This window comes from Streptomyces sp. NBC_00310, from assembly GCF_036208085.1.
Classification (GTDB): Bacteria; Actinomycetota; Actinomycetes; order Streptomycetales; family Streptomycetaceae; genus Streptomyces.
Genome location: NZ_CP130714.1, coordinates 5,120,577 through 5,138,301 on the forward strand (window position 1 = coordinate 5,120,577; position 17,725 = coordinate 5,138,301).

Annotated in this window: 18 protein-coding genes and 1 pseudogene; 11 read left to right on the forward strand and 8 right to left on the reverse strand. The window is 69.5% G+C overall.

Translation table 11 applies throughout. The features are described from left to right. Positions 1 to 53 precede the first annotated feature (53 nt). The 5 genes from OG202_RS22365 to serC all read left to right on the forward strand — a co-directional run bounded on the left by OG202_RS22365 (position 54) and on the right by serC (position 6,138). On the forward strand, positions 54 to 2,642 hold the full coding sequence (locus tag OG202_RS22365; RefSeq protein WP_328223417.1) for an ATP-binding protein: 2,589 nt from the start codon (positions 54 to 56) through the stop codon (positions 2,640 to 2,642). After that, entirely contained in the window at positions 2,639 to 3,127 is a 489-nt protein-coding gene (locus OG202_RS22370; protein WP_326581941.1) for a roadblock/LC7 domain-containing protein, read from the forward strand. The genes OG202_RS22365 and OG202_RS22370 overlap by 4 nt, the downstream gene beginning before the upstream one ends. Next, the gene (locus OG202_RS22375) at positions 3,124 to 3,471 is read left to right on the forward strand and encodes a DUF742 domain-containing protein (protein ID WP_326581940.1); all 348 of its coding nucleotides are present in this window, start codon (positions 3,124 to 3,126) and stop codon (positions 3,469 to 3,471) included. The genes OG202_RS22370 and OG202_RS22375 overlap by 4 nt, the downstream gene beginning before the upstream one ends. After that, positions 3,452 to 4,720 (forward strand): cytochrome P450, encoded by a 1,269-nt coding sequence (locus tag OG202_RS22380; protein WP_442811240.1) that lies wholly within the window; start codon positions 3,452 to 3,454, stop codon positions 4,718 to 4,720. Before OG202_RS22375 ends, OG202_RS22380 begins: the two co-directional genes overlap by 20 nt. Positions 4,721 to 5,019: 299 nt before the next feature. Further along, positions 5,020 to 6,138: a phosphoserine transaminase gene (serC, locus tag OG202_RS22385; protein ID WP_326581939.1), complete on the forward strand. Its 1,119-nt coding sequence runs from the start codon at positions 5,020 to 5,022 to the stop codon at positions 6,136 to 6,138. Between the two features lie 74 nt (positions 6,139 to 6,212). Here the strand turns inward: serC and OG202_RS22390 are convergent, their stop codons facing one another. Both OG202_RS22390 and OG202_RS22395 read right to left on the reverse strand, forming a co-directional pair. Then, the gene (locus tag OG202_RS22390; protein ID WP_328223418.1) at positions 6,213 to 6,437 is read right to left on the reverse strand and encodes a hypothetical protein; all 225 of its coding nucleotides are present in this window, start codon (positions 6,435 to 6,437) and stop codon (positions 6,213 to 6,215) included. Positions 6,438 to 6,669: 232 nt separating this feature from the next. Then, positions 6,670 to 7,017: an ATP-binding protein gene (locus tag OG202_RS22395; RefSeq protein WP_326581938.1), complete on the reverse strand. Its 348-nt coding sequence runs from the start codon at positions 7,015 to 7,017 to the stop codon at positions 6,670 to 6,672. Positions 7,018 to 7,055: 38 nt separating this feature from the next. On the opposite strand from OG202_RS22395, the gene OG202_RS22400 reads away from it, so the two are divergent. The 3 genes from OG202_RS22400 (at position 7,056) to OG202_RS22410 (ending at position 8,182) form a co-directional block, all read left to right on the forward strand. Further along, on the forward strand, positions 7,056 to 7,220 hold the full coding sequence (locus tag OG202_RS22400) for a hypothetical protein (RefSeq protein ID WP_443052355.1): 165 nt from the start codon (positions 7,056 to 7,058) through the stop codon (positions 7,218 to 7,220). Positions 7,221 to 7,241: 21 nt separating this feature from the next. Beyond that, a complete protein-coding gene (locus OG202_RS22405) occupies positions 7,242 to 7,457 on the forward strand; it encodes a DUF397 domain-containing protein (RefSeq protein WP_443052356.1) in 216 nt (71 codons plus the stop codon). A gap of 455 nt (positions 7,458 to 7,912) precedes the next feature. Continuing rightward, a complete protein-coding gene (locus OG202_RS22410; protein ID WP_326581937.1) occupies positions 7,913 to 8,182 on the forward strand; it encodes a hypothetical protein in 270 nt (89 codons plus the stop codon). A gap of 185 nt (positions 8,183 to 8,367) precedes the next feature. Here OG202_RS22410 and OG202_RS22415 read toward each other — a convergent pair whose 3' ends face one another. Both OG202_RS22415 and OG202_RS22420 read right to left on the reverse strand, forming a co-directional pair. Next, positions 8,368 to 9,978 carry an alpha/beta hydrolase gene (locus tag OG202_RS22415; protein WP_327729066.1) on the reverse strand — a complete coding sequence of 537 codons (1,611 nt, stop codon included), beginning with the start codon at positions 9,976 to 9,978 and terminating at the stop codon, positions 8,368 to 8,370. A gap of 824 nt (positions 9,979 to 10,802) precedes the next feature. Then, positions 10,803 to 11,213, reverse strand: a complete 411-nt coding sequence (locus tag OG202_RS22420) for an ATP-binding protein (protein ID WP_328223419.1) — start codon at positions 11,211 to 11,213, stop codon at positions 10,803 to 10,805. 199 nt (positions 11,214 to 11,412) lie between these two features. On the opposite strand from OG202_RS22420, the gene OG202_RS22425 reads away from it, so the two are divergent. Both OG202_RS22425 and OG202_RS22430 read left to right on the forward strand, forming a co-directional pair. Then, positions 11,413 to 12,291, forward strand: a complete 879-nt coding sequence (locus tag OG202_RS22425; protein ID WP_327729064.1) for a helix-turn-helix domain-containing protein — start codon at positions 11,413 to 11,415, stop codon at positions 12,289 to 12,291. 5 nt (positions 12,292 to 12,296) lie between these two features. After that, positions 12,297 to 12,527: a DUF397 domain-containing protein gene (locus tag OG202_RS22430; protein WP_327729063.1), complete on the forward strand. Its 231-nt coding sequence runs from the start codon at positions 12,297 to 12,299 to the stop codon at positions 12,525 to 12,527. Here OG202_RS22430 and OG202_RS22435 read toward each other — a convergent pair. Next, positions 12,514 to 13,099: pseudogene (locus tag OG202_RS22435) on the reverse strand (methyltransferase domain-containing protein); the annotation flags it as partial. The gene OG202_RS22430 and the pseudogene OG202_RS22435 sit on opposite strands and share 14 nt — an antisense overlap. A 106-nt stretch (positions 13,100 to 13,205) precedes the next feature. Here OG202_RS22435 and OG202_RS22440 point away from each other — a divergent pair. Beyond that, positions 13,206 to 13,619 (forward strand): peptidoglycan-binding domain-containing protein, encoded by a 414-nt coding sequence (locus OG202_RS22440; protein ID WP_328223420.1) that lies wholly within the window; start codon positions 13,206 to 13,208, stop codon positions 13,617 to 13,619. Between the two features lie 431 nt (positions 13,620 to 14,050). Here the strand turns inward: OG202_RS22440 and OG202_RS22445 are convergent, their stop codons facing one another. From OG202_RS22445 to OG202_RS22455, 3 genes are all read right to left on the reverse strand, one after another. Further along, positions 14,051 to 15,616 (reverse strand): cellulase family glycosylhydrolase, encoded by a 1,566-nt coding sequence (locus OG202_RS22445; protein WP_328223421.1) that lies wholly within the window; start codon positions 15,614 to 15,616, stop codon positions 14,051 to 14,053. A gap of 194 nt (positions 15,617 to 15,810) precedes the next feature. Continuing rightward, complete coding sequence (locus tag OG202_RS22450; protein WP_326581929.1) at positions 15,811 to 16,632, reverse strand: ABC transporter permease; 822 nt, start codon at positions 16,630 to 16,632, stop codon at positions 15,811 to 15,813. Further along, on the reverse strand, positions 16,629 to 17,669 hold the full coding sequence (locus OG202_RS22455) for an ATP-binding cassette domain-containing protein (RefSeq protein WP_328223422.1): 1,041 nt from the start codon (positions 17,667 to 17,669) through the stop codon (positions 16,629 to 16,631). The genes OG202_RS22450 and OG202_RS22455 overlap by 4 nt, the downstream gene beginning before the upstream one ends. Positions 17,670 to 17,725: the final 56 nt, after the last annotated feature.

Sequence of the window (17,725 nt, forward strand, 5' to 3'; positions counted from 1 at the left end):
CTCCAGGAACCGACTGAGTTACCGAGTTCAGAACCGACCGAGGACACCAGCCGATGACCGCGCCCAGCCCCCCACGCTCACCAGGCGAACGCCCCGCCCTGCGCTCAGTCCTTCCCTTTCCCCTGGTGACCGCCGTGCTCACCGCGACCGCCACCGGAGCCGCGGTCGCGGTGGCACCGCAGTCCGTACGGGTGCTCCTCGCGGGCGGCGCGGGCGTGGCCGCGCTGCTGCTGACGCTCGCCGTCGCGGTCGCCGCGCACGCGCGCGTGTCGGCGAGACTGCTGCGCCACCGCCTGAACGCCGTCTCCCGGGACACCGGTCTGCTGCTCCAGGAGCAGGTCCGGACGGCCGAGGAGTTCGCGCGGGAGCGGGGTCGGCTGACCGAGGAGTTCGTCCAGGAACGGGCGCGGATCGCCGCCGAGTACGCACGGGAACGGGCGCGGCTGACCGCGGAGTCCGAGCGCGAACGCGAACGGCTGTCCGGCGAACGGGACCGGACGGCGGAGGAGACCGCCCAGGAGCGGGCCCTGTTCACCGAACGTGCCCAGCGCGCCGAGACCGACCGCACCGTCCTCCTCGCCGTCACCGCGAACGTGGCCGGCCGTATGCAGGCCCTCGCCACCGCCACCCTCGCCGACTTGCGCGCCATGGAGGAACGTCACGCCGACGAGGACGTCCTCGCCGACCTCCTCCACCTCGACCACCGCACCGCCCAGGCGGGCCGTCTCGCCGACTCCGTCGCCGTTCTCGCGGGCGCGCGCTCGGGCCGCCGCTGGGCGCGCCCGATCCCCATGGAGTCGATCCTGCGGGGCGCGATGGGCCGTATCGGCGCCTACCGCCGGATCCGGCTGCACTCCTCCAGCGAGGCCGCCGTCGCCGGTCACGCCGCCGAGGGCGTCATGCACGCGCTCGCCGAACTCCTCGACAACGCGGCCAACTTCTCGCCGCCGACGGCCGAGGTCCATGTGTACGTCGAGGAGGTCCCGGCCGGCGCGATCATCTCCGTCGAGGACTCCGGGCTCGTGATGAGCGATGTCCAGCTCCGGCGCGCCGAACGCGCCGTGTCGGGCGAGGCGGCCGACCTCACGAGCCTCTCCGGCACCCGCCTCGGCCTCGCCGTCGTCGGCCGTCTCGCCCGCAAGCACGGGCTGAGGGTCTCCTTCCGCCCGTCCGCGCGCGGCGGTACGGGCGTCCTGATGCTCATCCCCCAGGACGTCCTGGCGAGCACGGTTCCCACGACCACCGCTCCCACGACCACCGCTCCCACGGCGTCCGCGCCCGCCCAGTCGTCGCCCTACGGGTCCGTCCGCCCCCCGCACGACCTGGACGCCGAGCCGACGCCCACCCACGAGTTCCCGACGGAGGTCCCCGCCGCCCCGGTGGCCGATCCCGTGGCCGAGGCCCTGATCGACTCCCTGTCCGGTTACCGGCCCGGACCGCCTGCCCCCGCCCCCGACGCCACCCCCGACGCCCCGCCCGCCTCCACGGCGTTCGGCGCCTCCTACGCCTCGCCTTACACCTCTCCCTACGACGCCCCCGCCAACTCCTCCTTCACCTCGTCGTTCAGCTCCGAATTCGGCACGGGCGGCCCTGCTTTCGGCGCAGGCGGCTCCGCGTTCGGCACGGGCGGCTCCGCGTTCGACTCCGAGTCGGTCTCCGGGTCCGTTTCCGGGACCGGCTCCCCCACCGGCCCCCCCACCGGCTTCGAGCCGGGCGGTTCCGACGGTTCCGAGCCCGGCACTCCGGCCGCCGACGACGAGACGCCCACCGCCTTCGACTCCCTCCCCCGGCGCCGTCGCGGCCAGTCCCTCGCCGAGGCGGAGGCCCGCACCCGGGCACACGCCGCCGACGCCGCCGACGCCACCGGCGGTGCGGAGCGTGCCTCCCGGCCCGCCGAGGACGCCAGCACGGGCGCCGTCCGCTTCAGCAGCTTCCGCCGCGCGGTGCGTGGCACGGGCGGGCTGGACCAGGCGTTCGTCCAGGGGACGGCCGCCGGGGACGAGGGCTCCACGGGGATGCCGGGAGCACCGTCGACACCGGAGACGGCCGCGGCCGTGGACCGGCACCCCAACCCGGCCGAGGCCCCCGTGCGGGAGGCCGCCCTGGAACCCGTACGGGACGCCGCTCCGCCCGCGGAGGCCCTGCGGCAGCCCGAGTTGGAGCCGGTGCGGGAGTCCGAGTGGGGTGCCGTGGCGGGATCGGCGTGGGCGCCCGGACCCGAGCCCGTACGGGAGGCCGCGTGGGAGCCCGGGCCGCCCGTGCCGGAGGCCGGGTGGGAGCCCGAGCCCGCGCGGGGACTGGCGTGGCGGCCGGACACGGCGAAGCAGGCGGCCTGGGAGGCGGAGGCCGCCGCGGAGCTCCCGTGGGCGCCCGGACCCGAGCCCGTACGGGAGACGCAGTGGGAGCTCGATCCCGTACGCGAGCAGGCGTGGGAACCCGTACGGGAGCAGGCGTGGGAACCCGTGCAGGGCACCCGCCCCGGCCCGGACGACGGCATCGCTTCCGCCTCCTTCCGCCCCTCCTCTCCGGCCACCACGGGCCCGGACCCGGACGTGGATCCGGGCCCCGACCCGGCTGGACAGCGGCCCCACGCCCCGGACCCGCGCACGCACCCCCACCTGGAAGGCGACCACACCCCATGACCGGCACCGGCATCACCGCCGACGACAGGCTCACCTGGCTCATGGAGGGGTTGCTGGAACGCACTCCGGGCGCCCGGCACGCGCTCGTCCTCTCCCGGGACGGCCTGAGGCTGTGCCGTACGCCCGAGCTCTCCGTCGACCGGGCCGACCAGCTCTCCGCGATCGCCGCCGGCATCCAGTCGCTGTCCCACGGGGCGTCCGTGGAGTTCGGCGACGGCAGCGGGGGCGTGCGGTCGGCGATGGCGGAGTTCTACGGCGGGGTCCTGTTCATCGTGGAGGCGGGCGAGGGCGCGCATCTGGCCGTGGTGACGGACGAGGACGCGGACGCCGGGCTCGTCGGACACAACATGAGCGAGCTGGTCGAACAACTCGGCGAGCACCTGAGCGCGAAGCCGCGCCACCCGACGCGCACGGCGACCGGTACGACCGCCGCCTCGACGACGACCGCGGCTACGGCTACGGCTCTGGCGCCCCGTACGTCATGAGCCGGCCCGGCAGGGACGATCTGCCCGACCGGCTGTACACGCTCACCGGGGGGCGCAGCCGGTCCGCGCCCGGAGCCCCGTTCGACCTGGTGACCCTGGTGGTCGCGGAGAGCCAGCCGATGCCGGGCATGCAGTCGGAGCATGTGGCGATCCTGCGGCTGACTGAGCGGCCGACGGCGGTCGTGGAGATCGCCGCCGAGCTGCGGCTGCCGGTGAGCATCACCAAGGTCCTGCTCTCCGACCTCCTCACGGCGGGCCGGGTCAGTGCCCGGCATCCGGACCGGGCCATGCTGATCGATCTGGACATTCTGGAGCAGGTGTTAGTTGGACTTCGCAACCTCTGAGAACGGCGACGGCCACGCGGTCCCCCTGCCCGCGGCCGTGCCCGTGCCCCTCTTCGACACGCGCTTCCGGGGCGAACCCGCCGCCCTGTACGGGGAGTTGCGGCGGGAGCACGGCGAGGTGGCGCCCGTGCTCCTCGACGGGGGCGTACCGGCGTGGCTGGTGCTCGGCTACCGCGAGCTGCACCAGGTGACGAGCGATCCGGAGCTGTTCAGCCGGGACTCCGGGCTGTGGAACCAGTGGCCGAACATCCCCGCCGACTGGCCGCTGCTCCCCGTGATCAGCCCGGAGCAGCCGTCGGTCCTCGGCACGGTCGGCGAGCGGCACCGGCAGCGTGTCGCGCTGATCGACGAGGCGCTGGAGGCGGTCGAACCGCTCGAACTGCGCGGTCACGTCGAGCGGTTCGCCGACGAGTTGATCGACGTGGTGTGCGGGGTGGGCGCGGCCGACCTGGTGGGGCAGTTCGCGGCGCTGCTGCCCGTGCGCGTCCTGGCGTTCCTCTTCGGCTTCCGGGAGGAGCACGCTCCCGGACTGGTGGCGGCGCTGAACGACATCCTCGACGGCCGGGACCGGGCGATGGCGGCCGAGGGGTATCTGCGGACGGCGATGGCCCGGCTGGTCGCGGAGCGCGGGCAGCGGCCCGGGGACGACGTGGTCTCCCGGCTCCTGGCGAACGCGCGCGCGTACGAGGTCACGGTCGAGGAGGTGACCCACGACGTGATGGTGATGCTGGCGGTGGGCCACCAGCCGACGGCCGACTGGATCGGCAACTCCCTCCATCTGATGCTGACGGACGACCGTTTCGCGGCGTCTCTCTTCGGCGGGCGCAGCAGTGTGGCCGAGGCCATGAACGAGGTGCTGTGGGAGGACGCCCCCATCCAGAACGCCGCCGGCCGCTGGACCACCCGCGACACCCGCCTCGGCGGCCGTGTCCTCCGTGCGGGTGACCTGGTCGTCCTCGGTCTCCAGGGCGCCAACTCCGACCCTCGCGTCCGTACGCACGGGTCCGCCCTCACCGGCGGCAACAACGCCCACTTCTCCTTCGGCCACGGTGACCACCGCTGCCCGTTCCCGGCCCAGGAGACCGCCGAGGTCATCGCCCGAACGGGTATCGAGGTCCTCCTGGACCGGCTGCCGGACCTGGACCTCGCGGTGCCGGCCACCTCCCTGACGCGGCGGACGTCTCCTTGGCTGCGGGGATGGCTGGAGCTGCCGGTGAGGTTCACGCCGGGGCCGGCCCGCCGGGCTTGAACACCGGCCCCCGGGTGCGGGTCCGGTGGGGGCTGGTCGCGCAGTTCCCCGCGCCCCTGAATAGCAGGGGCTGCGCCCGTGCTTTTCGGCCCGCGAGGGCCGTAGGCCCTCAAGGGGCGCGGGGAACTGCGCGAGAAGCCCCACTCACCCGCACCCACACCGGCACCCGCACCGGCACCGGCACCGGCCAACACACCCGAACCACCGAGCCATCAGGCGCCCCGCCCAACAGCCGAACGCGCCGTCTCACCCGACGGACCGTTTCGCCCATGTTTCGCGGAGCCGCTACGCTCGCGGTCGTGGCTGATATCCAGATCCCCTCTGACATCAAGCCCGCCGACGGACGTTTCGGCGCGGGCCCCTCCAAGGTGCGGACGGAGGCGCTGGACGCGCTGGCCGCCACCGGTACCTCCCTGCTCGGCACCTCCCACCGCCAGGCCCCGGTGAAGAACCTGGTCGGCCAGGTCCGCGCGGGCATCAGCGAGCTGTTCTCCCTCCCCGAGGGCTACGAGGTCGTCCTCGGCAACGGCGGCTCCACGGCCTTCTGGGACATCGCGACCCACGGCCTGATCGAGAACAAGAGCCAGCACCTGACCTTCGGTGAGTTCAGCTCGAAGTTCGCCAAGGCCGCGAAGCTCGCCCCCTGGCTCGCCGAGCCGACGGTCGTCTCCTCCGACCCCGGCACGCACCCGGAGCCGGCCGCCGAGGCGGGCGTCGACGTCTACGCCTTCACCCACAACGAGACCTCGACGGGCGTCGCGGCCCCCCTGGCGCGCGTCCAGGGCGCCGACGAGGGCTCCCTCGTCCTGGTCGACGCCACGTCCGGCGCGGGCGGCCTGCCCGTCGACATCGCCGAGACCGACGTCTACTACTTCGCCCCGCAGAAGTCCTTCGCCTCCGACGGCGGCCTGTGGATCGGTGTCTTCTCCCCGGCGGCGATCGAGCGCGCCGAGCGGATCCACGCCTCCGGCCGTCACATCCCGGAGTTCTTCAGCCTCCCCACGGCGATCGACAACTCCCGCAAGAACCAGACGTACAACACCCCGGCCCTCGCGACCCTCTTCCTGCTGAACCAGCAGCTGGAGTGGATCAACGGCCAGGGTGGTCTGAGCTGGTCCACGGCCCGTACGAAGGACTCCTCGACCCGGCTGTACACCTGGGCGGAGGAGTCCAAGTACGCGACCCCGTTCGTCTCGGACCCGGCCAAGCGCTCGCAGGTCATCGGCACGATCGACTTCGCCGACGAGATCGACGCCGCCGCCGTCGCCAAGGTCCTGCGCGCCAACGGCATCGTCGACACCGAGCCCTACCGCAAGCTCGGCCGCAACCAGCTCCGCGTCGCGATGTTCCCGGCGATCGACCCGACGGACGTCGAGGCCCTGACCAAGTGCGTCGACTACGTGATCGAGAAGCTCTGATCACTCTCGTACGACATCTACGACACGTACGACGCTGAAGGGCGCCCGGCGACCATCGCCGGGCGCCTCGGCACTCACGGGCCAGGCGCCGCCCTTGCCCACGCCTCGAGTACGGCCTCACGCAAAGGGACCGCCTCGGCGCACTCCACGCCCAGGCTGACCCGGCACCCGCTGACGCACCTCCGCACCTGCGTGGCCCAGGCGAGGAACTCCCGCTCCTCCACCGCGTGCCGTACCCGAGCGGCACGATCACCACGGCCCGACACCTCGCCGAGGGCGACGAGCACGTAGGTACGCACCGGGTGCCCGGTCTCCCACTGCCCTCGTCGGGCAGCTCGACAGGACGCGGCCGGCACCCGCCTGACCCCCGCTGCCGGCACTCCTCCTCCGGCAGCAGCGGGAGGCTCCCACCGCTCCGCCGCAGCCGCTCGGCCTGCCTCGCCCAGGGTTCCTCACGTCGACAGCTCCTTCGCCTGCTGTTGACACAGCGCACCGCAATGGCCCGCTACGCCGCTGCGGGGCACCTTTGCTTCACTCGCCGACGTTCCCCGTGCCGAATTCCTTCTCGGCCCACACGGTTTTTCCGATACCCTCCGGCCGCACGCCCCACTTGTCCGCCAGGGAGTCGACGAGCAAGAGCCCTCTGCCCCCGCCGTCCAGGCCATTTCGCGCTTCGCACAGCAGAGGCATCGCATCGCGCTGGGTGTCCCGCACTTCAACGCGGTAGATGTTGCCGTCCTTTTCGGTGGACATGCCGACCCGTCGGCCGGAAGTACCCGGCACCCGACCGTGAGTTACGGCATTCGTCACCAACTCACTGACGACGAGCACCAGATCGCCCGCGAATTCATCCTCCCGATCGATACCGCAGGAGGACATTCGTCGTCCTCTCGTTTCCCGAACACTGGGGGCCCGACATCGTCTACCTCGAAGGGCTGACCGGCAACAGGCTCCTGGAAGAGACCGGGGAAGTCCATTCGTACAGCAGGCTGTTCAACCGACTCATGATGTCCGACTCCCTCAGGGGAGCCGCATCGATGAAACTCATCGAGAGCCACCTCAACAACTACCGCATAGGTTAGGCAGGAAGGTCGGAGAATATAATCCCGGACGCCTCCAAAGTAGCCACCACATGGCAGAAGTCATCCTCCTCCGGAGGGGACGGAAACTGCGTCGAGTTCGCTGCCCACGAAAACGGCGTAGCCGTCCGACACAACAAGGCGCCGGACGGCCCCGCCCTCCTCTTCACCCACTCCGAGATCGCCGCCATGCTCGCGGGCGCGAAGGCCGGGGAGTTCGACCACCTCACCCGGGTCTAGGGCCATCGCACACACGAGAGGGCGGCCAGGGCTTCGGTAGTCGCAGGGCGTCCGGTTCAGAGATCCGGCGACTCCTGGGACGCTCTCCTGCCGCACCTGGATCAGGACACGAACCGCTGCTGGAGTCCAAGGGCGTCGGCGGTGTCCACCCGCCACTGGGAACCGAGAAGCCCCGTCCGCGCCTGCTCTCCTTGCCGGTCACAAGAAAGCCAGTCCGTCGCGCAGCGCCGCTTTCTCTTATCTCTACGAAATTAATCGAGTAATCAGCGTCGATTATCAGAGTCTGATCAGAGCCTGATCAGAGAAGTGGGGAGATTACATGGACGCCGCCGGCGTCTGGTGATCAGCGGGGTTACGGTGAACTCGCGGAAGAGGAAGGGCAGTTCGGGTCGGAAGACACTGGAGATCCGATGCCGCATCCCTTCCGGCTTTCACTGTACATAAGGAGTAAGTAAATGAGGACCTTCGCGAAGAAGGCTTTTGTGGTGACGGCTCTGGCCGGGACCATGGCGTTCGGTGCCGCTGGTATCGCGGCCGCGGCCAACGTGGGTGACACGGTGACGGGCCGGGGCAACGCTTCACAGGAAGGCGTGGCGTACGCCAACGCGCTGACCCAGGCGCGGGACCAGTGCCCCAACCGCAACGACATCTCGCTGGTCGACCGGAGCACCTGGCAGGAGAGCAACGGTACCTGGAGCGCGCAGATCCGCGTCAGGTGCAACTAACGGCCGACGGCCGCAATCACGTCACTGGACGCCGGACTTGAGGGTCTGGGGTCAGGGCTTCGGCGCCATCACATGATGGCCGCTTCCTGATCACGTGAGTCGCAGGACAAGGGCACCCGGCGATACGCCGGGTGCCCTTGTCATTGCCGTACGAGCCGTACGAGGTGCTGTTCAGGCAGACGCGCTCAGCCGCGGAAGCCGAGGATCCCGTGCAGGGTGGCACCGCTCGTCGCGGTCGGTCCCTGCGTCGAGCTCAGCGTCGACTGGGCCGAAGCCTCCTGCGGGGCCTGCGGCTTCGGGTCGGCCAGCTTCTTGCAGGTGGCGTCGACCTTGCCCTTGCCGTGCGGCACCTTGCCGTTGGTGAGGTAGGTCGCCAGGTACTTGTCGAGGCAGCTGTTGCCGCTCAGCGTGATGCCGTGGTTGCCGCCGCCCTGCTCGACGACCAGGCTGGACTTCTTGAGCAGCTTGTGGACGGTGAGACCACCCTGGTACGGGGTGGCCGCGTCGCCCGTCGCCTGGAACAGCAGCGTCGGCGGCAGCTTGGAGTTGGCGATGTTCACCGGCTTCAGCGACTTGGTCGGCCAGAACGCGCACGGCGCGTTGTACCAGGCGTTGTTCCAGGCCATGAACGGCGCCTTCTTGTACACCGCCCAGTTGTCCTTGCTCCACTTCTTCCAGTCACGGGACCAGGACGCGTCACGGCACTGCACCGCGGCGTAGACGCTGTAGCCGTTGTCGCCGGAGGAGTCGATGGCGGCGAAGTTCTCGTACGTCTCGACCAGCGGGTCGGCGTCCTTGTCGTTCACGTAGGCCGCGAACGCCTCGGCGAGGAAGGGCCAGTAGCCGTTGTAGTAGCCGCCCGGGATGAAGGTGTCCTCCAGCTCGGAGGCGCCCACCTTGCCGCTCGCGGGCTTCTTGGCGAGGGCCGCCCGCATGGCGTACCACTTGGCTTCGATCTTCTTCGGGTCGGTGCCGAGCTTGTACGTGGAGTTGTACTTGGCGACCCACTTCATGAACGCCTTGTGGCGCTTGTCGAAGGCGTAGTCCTGGTCGAGGTTGTCCTCGTACCAGACACCCGTCGGGTCGACGATCGAGTCCAGCACCAGACGCCGTACGCGCTCGGGGTACAGCTTGGCGTAGACGGCGCCGAGGTAGGTGCCGTACGAGTAGCCGAAGTAGTTGATCTTCTTCGCGCCGAGGGCCTTACGGATCGAGTCCAGGTCCTTCACGGCGCTGATCGTGTTGATGTACGGCAGGACGTCCTTGTGCTTCGTACCGCAGGCCTTGGCGAAGGACTGGGCGCGGTCGAGGTTGGCCTTCTCGATCGCGGACGTGCTGGGCACGGAGTCCGGGCGCACCGGGTTGAAGTAACCGGGCTTGCAGTCCAGGGCGGGCTTGCTGGCACCCACTCCGCGCGGGTCGAAGCCGATGACGTCGTACTGGGCCGCGACCTTCTTCGGCAGCGAGGACGCGACGAACGCGGCCAGACCCGTACCGCTGCCGCCGGGGCCGCCCGGGTTGACCAGCAGCGGGCCCTGGTACGTCTTCGATGTGTGCGGCACGCGGGACAGCGCCAGCGTGATCTTCTTCCCGCTCGGCTTCGCGTAGTCGAGCGGCACCTTCACCGACGCGCACTGGAGCGTCGGGGAGTTGTCCGTGGCGCACTTCTTCCAGGCGACCTTCGCGGCGGCGGCCTGGACGGTCTGCGCGGACTGCGACGCGCTGGCGGGTACGGCGGTGAGCGTCCCCGCCAGGACGACAACGGCTCCGCTCAACACGGCTGCGCTTCTTCTCATATGTGGAGTTCTCTCAGAACAAGTGAGGGGGGTTCAGGTCCACGAGGTACGCGGCCCGTGCCGCATGTTTCCGGAAGAGCACGCCACACAAGAACACATTCGACCAAGACTTGACCGAATTGAGTCATTGCAAACTCTCAAATGCCTCACAGCAAGGGCAAGTTGTGCCGAACCGGGGGACATGCCGTCCCGTCGATGAAGGCGTCCGGCGAGTACCGGGCGCGCCTCTTCAATGCGAGGAAGGTCCTTGCGGAGCCCTGCGCCCGGCTCGCCTCGCACCCATGTGGAGGGCCTCGAACCACATGGATGCGTAGCAGTCCATGCCTCGGACGCGGCAGCCACGCCGACAGGCGACGACATGGTCGAGCCACTCGCCGAAGGTGACCGCGACAGGGTCGAGAGGGCGCCGGGACTCCCCACCACTCACGCTCACGTCCACCGCTCCCCGCACGCCACGTGCACGGAGACATAGAGCCGCACCATGGTGTCCACGTCCTGAGGTTGCTCGTCCCGGGCGGGCAGGACGGGACGCCCCCAACACGGTTCGGACGCGAGAAACGGCGAGCCTCGCCCACTCTCCGCCCGTCGCCGCTCAGAACACCTCCACCAGCGACGCCAACGCGCCCTCTCCGGGCTGAGGTGAGGCCACCCGTACAGGTCCGGTTGCCGTGGGGTCCCTTCGACGCCGGGCACCAATACGCCACAACCACCACTCCGCTGCGGCGAACGCGGACGCCTGGCACGGACAACGCCCATGGCACCCAGGACGCCCAGGACCATGCCGACGCAGGCAGCCACGCCGCCGGCCGAGCCGATGAGCCCGGTCACCGCCCGAACCTCTTCTCCACCCACACGGTCTTTCCGACGGCTTCCGGCTTCACGCCCCAGGAATCCGCGAGCGCTTCGACGAGTACGAGGCCCCGTCCCCTGGTGTCATGGAGGCCTCTCTCGCGCAGGCACGGCATGTCGTCGCCCTGCGCGTCCCGCACCTCTACGCGGTAGACGTCGTCGGCCTTTTCGATGGACATGCCGACCTGGCGACCGGAGGTGCCGGGTACGCGCGCGTGCGTGACGGCGTTCGTCATCAACTCGCTGATGACGAGCACCAATTCGCTCGCGAACTCATGGGCTGGATCGATACCGCAGGAGGCGAGGAAGGCGATGCTGTCCGAACGCGCGCGGGCTACCGCACGGTTGGTGGTGGGATACTGACGGTGTGTGGTCAGTTCGGGCATGGCAAACGACCCCCGAGGGGTGCGACGGAACGGAAAGTGACGGTCCGACTACTAACCATCTTGGTGCAGCCTTGCACCGGTGATGATGCGGTGCAAGGCCGCACCGGGAGTTGCCCCGAACGAGTGACACGGGTGCGTCGAGGATCGCGATCCGGCAGCCTGTCAGCGCAGATGGGTTCAGTTCAGGGAAGGCAAGCACGTGGGAGCACGCACGGAGCCGACGGCGCGGCAGGTGCGGTTGGGCCACATCCTCCGCAAGGTGCGCGAGGACGGCGCGCATGGCAGTCAGGACACCATGGCTCGGTCGCTCACATGGTCCGAGGCCAAGCTGAGCCGCATCGAATCGGGGCGCATCGGCATCTCCGAGGCAGACCTGGGGCTGCTGCTCGATCGGTACGGCATCGCAGACCAGGACCTGCGTTCATACATGCTCGACCTGCGCCAACGAGGCAACGTCCGTGGTTGGGAAACGGACATCCGGTCAGTCGTGAGCCCCATGTACGCCGACTACATCGGCTATGAATCAGACGCTTCGGAGGCGTATAACGCCGAAATCAACCTGATCCCGGGGCTGTTGCAGACCTACACGTATGCGGCAGCCGTGCTCGATGTACATCTGCCCGGTATCCCGGACGCGGAGAGGCACGAACGACTCGCCATCCGCGACAAGCGGCAACAGGTCTTCGATCGTGAAAATCCCCTGATTTTCTGGGGCGTTATCTCGGAATCAGCATTGCGCCGCGTCATCGGCGGCCCCGATGTCATGGCTGAACAACTCGAACACATCCTTACCCTGACCAAGGAATACCCCGGCACTGTAAATGTTCACGTACTTCCGGAGACATCAGATTCTCACGCTGCGCTCTTCGGGCCGTTTGTCGTTCTCTCGTTCCCCGAACGCTGGGAGCCGGACGTCGTCTACCTCGAAGGGTTGACCAGTAACAGGTTCCTGGAGGAGACCGAGGAAGTGCAGGCGTACACCAGACTGTTCAACCGGCTGATGATGTCGGACTCCCTCAGGGGAACCGAATCGATGAAACTCATAGAGAGCCACCTCAACAACTACCGCAAAGGATAGGCTGAATGTCGGAGCACATGATCCAGGACGCCTCCAAAATATCTGCCACATGGCAGAAGTCATCCTCCTCCGGAGGCGACGGAAACTGTGTCGAGTTCGCCACCCACAACGATGGCATAGCCCTCCGCCACAGCAAGGCCCCCCACGGCCCCGCCCTCCTCTTCACCCGCTCCGAAATCGCAGCCATGCTCACCGGCGCCAAGGCCGGGGAGTTCGATCACCTCACCCGGGGCTGACGTCCGCGCGGACGATCAACGTGCCGATGTGCCCCGGCTTCGGAGCGGCCAGGACACCAGGGCCCTGGCCAGCACACGGGCCTTGGCCGCGCCGAAACCGGCCCGGGTCAGCAGGCGTTCCCAGACGGCGGGGCGGTAGCTGTAGCGGTAGGTGAACATCGCCCTGCCCGCGAAGCCACCCTTGTACATGCCCTGCGGACCGTACGCGCCAAGGATCGCCGGTGGCTGGGAGAACACGAAAACGCCGCCCGGGTTCAGCCGCGCCCGTACGAGCGGGAAGAGGCGGCCAGGGTCGGCGAACCAGGCCGCACCGAAGACCGAGCAGACGGCGTCGTGGGTCTCCTCGCAGGAAGCCGGCCACTCCCGGGCCTCCCCGCATGCGAAGACCGCGCCGGTGCGGCCCACCGCTCGCCGGTCTTCTTCACCATGACCGGGAGAGATCGACGCCGTGCGCGGTGATCCCGCGCCGCGAGGTACGCGAGGGCGCGGCCCGTACCGCAGCCGACTCGCACGGCGAGCAACTCAGCAGCATCTCGCACGGCGAACAGCTCAGCAGCAGGTCGGTACTTCGCTCGCAGGCGCAACTCCTGCGAGCGCGGTTGATGTCATCGCCGGGATGCAGCCTCTGGGACGGAAGCGCACGGTAGTACTGGGGGTGTGTCTTTGGAGGTGATGGACATGCGACGCCTGACCACTACCGTGGCTCTGGTCGCCTCTCTCGTCTTCGCGGGAGGCGCGGCCGTAGCGGCACCTCAGAGCGCTGGATCAGAGGTGCCTCGCGCGAGAACGGCAAGTGCAGCGCTGCCCGAGAGGCTCGTTGCCCACGGATCCGAAGACGTCTGCAACTACACCATCAAGCGGCCGACACTGAAGGCCGGATCGTCCGGAAGCGCTGTCCAGCAGGTTCAGTGCTACCTGAACAACGCCATGACACGCGCCGACCTGGACGAGGACGGGGACTTCGGGCCGGTCACCCACTCGGCGACAAAGCGGTTCCAGCGCTGCGCCGGCATCACCGTGGACGGGACCGTCGGAGCCCAGACATGGTCCTTCCTGGTCTTCTGGGCCAACTCGACGGACAGCGTGTGCTGATCACCAGAGTCAGGAAGTCTGTGGTCGGCCCCCATGGGCCATCCATGCCGCGCAGACCGCCCTTGACGCGGGTCGCGGTGCATCCCTCGGGGGAGGGTGTCGAGTTGAGATCACGGGTCCGGCTGCTTCGCCCTTGCGTTCACATCGGTGCCCCGGTCAAGCGGTGGCACCGTAATCGGAGTCACCAGCCGCCTCGGCGATCGCGGCGACATGTGGGCCTGTGGCGGGATCGGTATGTGGGCCGGTGGCGGGCTTTGTCGCGCGGACGATGGCCGCGTGCATGCCGACGGCGACCGGGTGGGTCACCGGATCCGAGTGAGCGGCCGGGGATGGACGGGTGGCCGGTGGGGCTCGGCCGTGGCCGGAGCCCGGGCGTGGGCGGATGGGGTGCCCGGGTTGGCCACCGGGCACCCCCTCTCACGCCGCCCCTCTCACGCGGCCGCACAACTCACACTCGGCACACCCCCGCCCCCGGGCGCGCCCCCGAAGCCGAAGCTCGCCGAACCGCCCGCGGAGACCGCCCCGTTGTGGGCGGCGTTCGCGGCGGTGACCGTCGCGCCGCTCTGGGTGTACGACGCGTTCCACATGTTCGTGACGCGTTGGGAGCCGGGCCAGGTCCAGGTGACCTTCCAGGAACTGATCGCGGTGGTACCGGTGTTGGTGACCTTCACCTCGGCGTTGAAACCGCTGCCCCAGTCGCTGCTGACGGTGTAGGCGGCGGTGCAGGCGGGCGTTCCGCCGCCGGGGTCGCCGGGGTCACCCGGATCTCCCGGGTCGCCGGAGCCGCCGCCCGAGGGGAAGCCCGGCGCCTTGATGCTCGCCAGGTAGCCGTCCTTGACGGTGTCGACGGTCTGCCAGTCGTCCTTCAGGATGCCTCCGGTGTCACCGGAGTTGGGGTTCCAGGACCAGAAGGTCCAGTGGAAGGAGTCCGAGCCGTACGTCGACGTGGAGCGCAGGTACGTCACCAGGGCCGCCAGCCATCGCTGGTCCACCGTCGACTGGAGCGTCGTACCGAACTCGCCCACCCACACCGGCGCGATGTTCTGCTTGAAGATGTAGCCCCAGTATCTGTCCCAGACGCCGGGCATGTTGGCCGGGAAGGACGGGTCACTGAACCAGCTCTGCTGGGCGACGCTCGTCGCGTAGTCGTGAGCCGAGTAGACCACCCGGTTGGGCACGTCCAACTGCACCGGGTACTGGGCCACGCCCATCAGGTTGCCGCCCCACCAGCCCGAGACGCCGTCGTACGTCTGGACGCCCTCGACGAGGATCAGCAGGTCGGGGTTGACGGACAGGACCGCGTTGCCGGCCCGCTGGGCGGCCAGACGCCAGTCCCTGGCCGTGTCGCCGCAGCCCCAACAGGCGGGATCGTGCGGCTCGTTGTGGAGGTCGATGCCGATGACCGTCGAGTTCCCCTTGTAACGGGTCGCCAGCGCCTTCAGGTTGGTGATCCACGTCGTCTCGGGGACGGCCGACGTGTACCAGAGGGCCGACTGGCCCGCCCCGTCCGGGCGGTGGCGGTCGAGGATGATCTTCAGGCCGCTCTGACCGGCGTACGCGACGATTCTGTCCAGGACCTGGAGGGACGTCAGGCCCTGCAGATCGGCGTTCTTGCCGTCGGAGTAGTTGACACTGTCGGGCATGGCGCCGGACTTGAGGATGTCGTCGCTGTAGGGCATCCGGATGGTGTTGTAGCCCAGCGACTTCATCTGGTCGATCATGCTCTTGTAGTCGCGTGTCCAGAGGCCGTGGGTGACCCGGTTGGCGGTCTCGAAGCCGAACCAGTTGATACCGGCGATACGGACCGCCTGACCGTCCGCGTCCAGGATCTGACGGCCGCTGGTGTGCCAGTAACCGGCACCGGCCTCCGCCACACCCACCTCGGCCGCGTCGGCCTCCAGCGCGGCCACCGGATGCGCACCGCCGGCCAGGGGCAGCGCGAGCACGGCGGCGGCCGCGCACAGGGCGCCCAGGGTTCTCCGTAAGCTGCGGAACATTTCGCTGCTTCCTCCTCGGGAGGCGCGGGGCCGAAACAGGATGGGAGCGCTCCCACCCCCCGCATCCCCCATGGAAGACAGGTCGCATGAACACGTCAAGACGTCCGGCGTCACCTGATACAGGCGTCACCTATACAGGCGTCACCCGATACACCGGACGCCTCGACGTGCGGCCCCGACCACGACCGCCTACGTCACCGGCTCAGCTTCTGGAACCTGCGCACCGCCAGCGGCAGGAAGACCAGCGTCAGCACCACCGGCCACACCCCGGCCATCAGCAGCGCGTTCTGCTCGACCCAGGAGTCACCGCCGCCGACCGGCGTCCCGAACAGCTCGCGGGTCGCCGCGGCCGTGGAGGAGATCGGGTTCCAGGCGGCGATCCAGCCCAGCCAGTCGGGCATGAGCTGCGGGGCGACGAAGATGCTGGAGATCATCGTCAGCGGGAAGGCGACCGCGAAGAGGCCGCCCGCCGCCTCCGGGTTGGGGACCAGCAGACCCAGCCAGACACCGATCCAGATCAGCGCGAAGCGGAGCCAGAGGAGCAGTCCGAACGCGGCCAGGAAGCCGAGGCCCGCGTCCGGGCGCCAGCCCATCGCGAGGGCCGTCAGCATCATGATGGCCAACTCCGCGCAGGCGGCCAGCAGATCGGTCACCCCGCGCCCGGCGACCACCGCGGAGGGCGCCATCGGCATGGAGCGGAACCGGTCGATGACGCCCTTGGTGGAGTCGTAGACCACGAGGGTCGCCGTGTTGATGAACCCGAAGGCCATCGTCATCACGAACATGCCCGGCATCAGGAAGTCCCGGTAGTCCCCGCCGCCGGGCACCTGCATGGCGCTGCCGAAGACATAGCCGTAGAGGAGGACGGAGAGGATCGGGAAGCCCAGCTGCCAGGCGATGTTGACCGGCTGGCGCTGGTAGTGGGTGAGGCCGCGCCGGACGATGTTCCAGACGTCGGCGAGCAGCCAGTACGTGCGGCCGCGCGGGCTCGGCGTGGTCAGGTCGACGGCGCTCATGCGGCGGCCCTCTTCTCGGTGTACCCGGTGTTCCCGGTGCCCTCCATGCCCTCCGTGGTCCCGGGCTTCGCCGCGCGGTGGCCCGTCAGGCGCAGGAACACGTCGTCCAGGCTGGGCCTGCGCAGGCCGATGTCCTCGACCCGTACGCCCTCGTCCTGGAGGGTGCGGGCCACCTCGGTCAGGGCGGAGACACGGTCGGTCACGGGCGCGTGGACGCGCAACTCCGTCTCGTCCGACTCCGGTTCGCCGTCCGAGACGCGGGCGACGACCTTCACCGCGCGCGGGATGTCGGCACGCTCGGCCACGACGACCTCGATGCGGTCGCCGCCGACCGTGCTCTTCAGCCCGTCCGGGGTGTCGTCCGCGATGGCCCGCCCCTGGTCGATCACGGTGATGCGCGAGGCGAGCTTGTCGGCCTCCTCCAGATACTGCGTGGTGAGCAGCACGGTCGTGCCGCCCGCCACCAACGCCCTCACGGATTCCCAGACTTCACCCCGGCTGCGCGGGTCGAGACCGGTCGTCGGCTCGTCCAGGAAGAGGACGGCCGGGGCGAGGATCATCGAGGCGGCGAGGTCGAGCCTGCGCCGCATGCCGCCGCTGTACTTGCCGACGCCCTTGTCGGCGGCGTCGGTGAGATCGAACTGGGCGAGCAGCTCGGTGGCGCGCAGCTTCGCCCGCTTCCCGCCCAGGTGGAACAACCGGCCGAACATCTCCAGGTTCTGACGTCCCGTCAACACCTCGTCCACGGCCGCGTACTGACCGGTGAGACCGATCCGGGCCCGCACCTCGCGCGGGTGCCGTGCCACGTCGAGGCCGGCCACCGTCGCCCGGCCGCCGTCCAGGCGCACCAGCGTGGAGAGGATGCGTACGGCGGTGGTCTTGCCCGCGCCGTTCGGGCCGAGGAGGCCGTGCACCGTGCCCTCGCGGACGGTGAGGTCGAAACCGTCGAGCGCCCGCTTCTCCCCGTACCGCTTCTCCAGGCCCTCCGCCCGCACCGCGTATCCGTCGCCGCCTCCGGCGCCGTTTCCGTCGCTCATGAGTCCCCCTTCCGACTCCAACTGGGTACACCGTACCCGATTGCGCGTACGTCGTA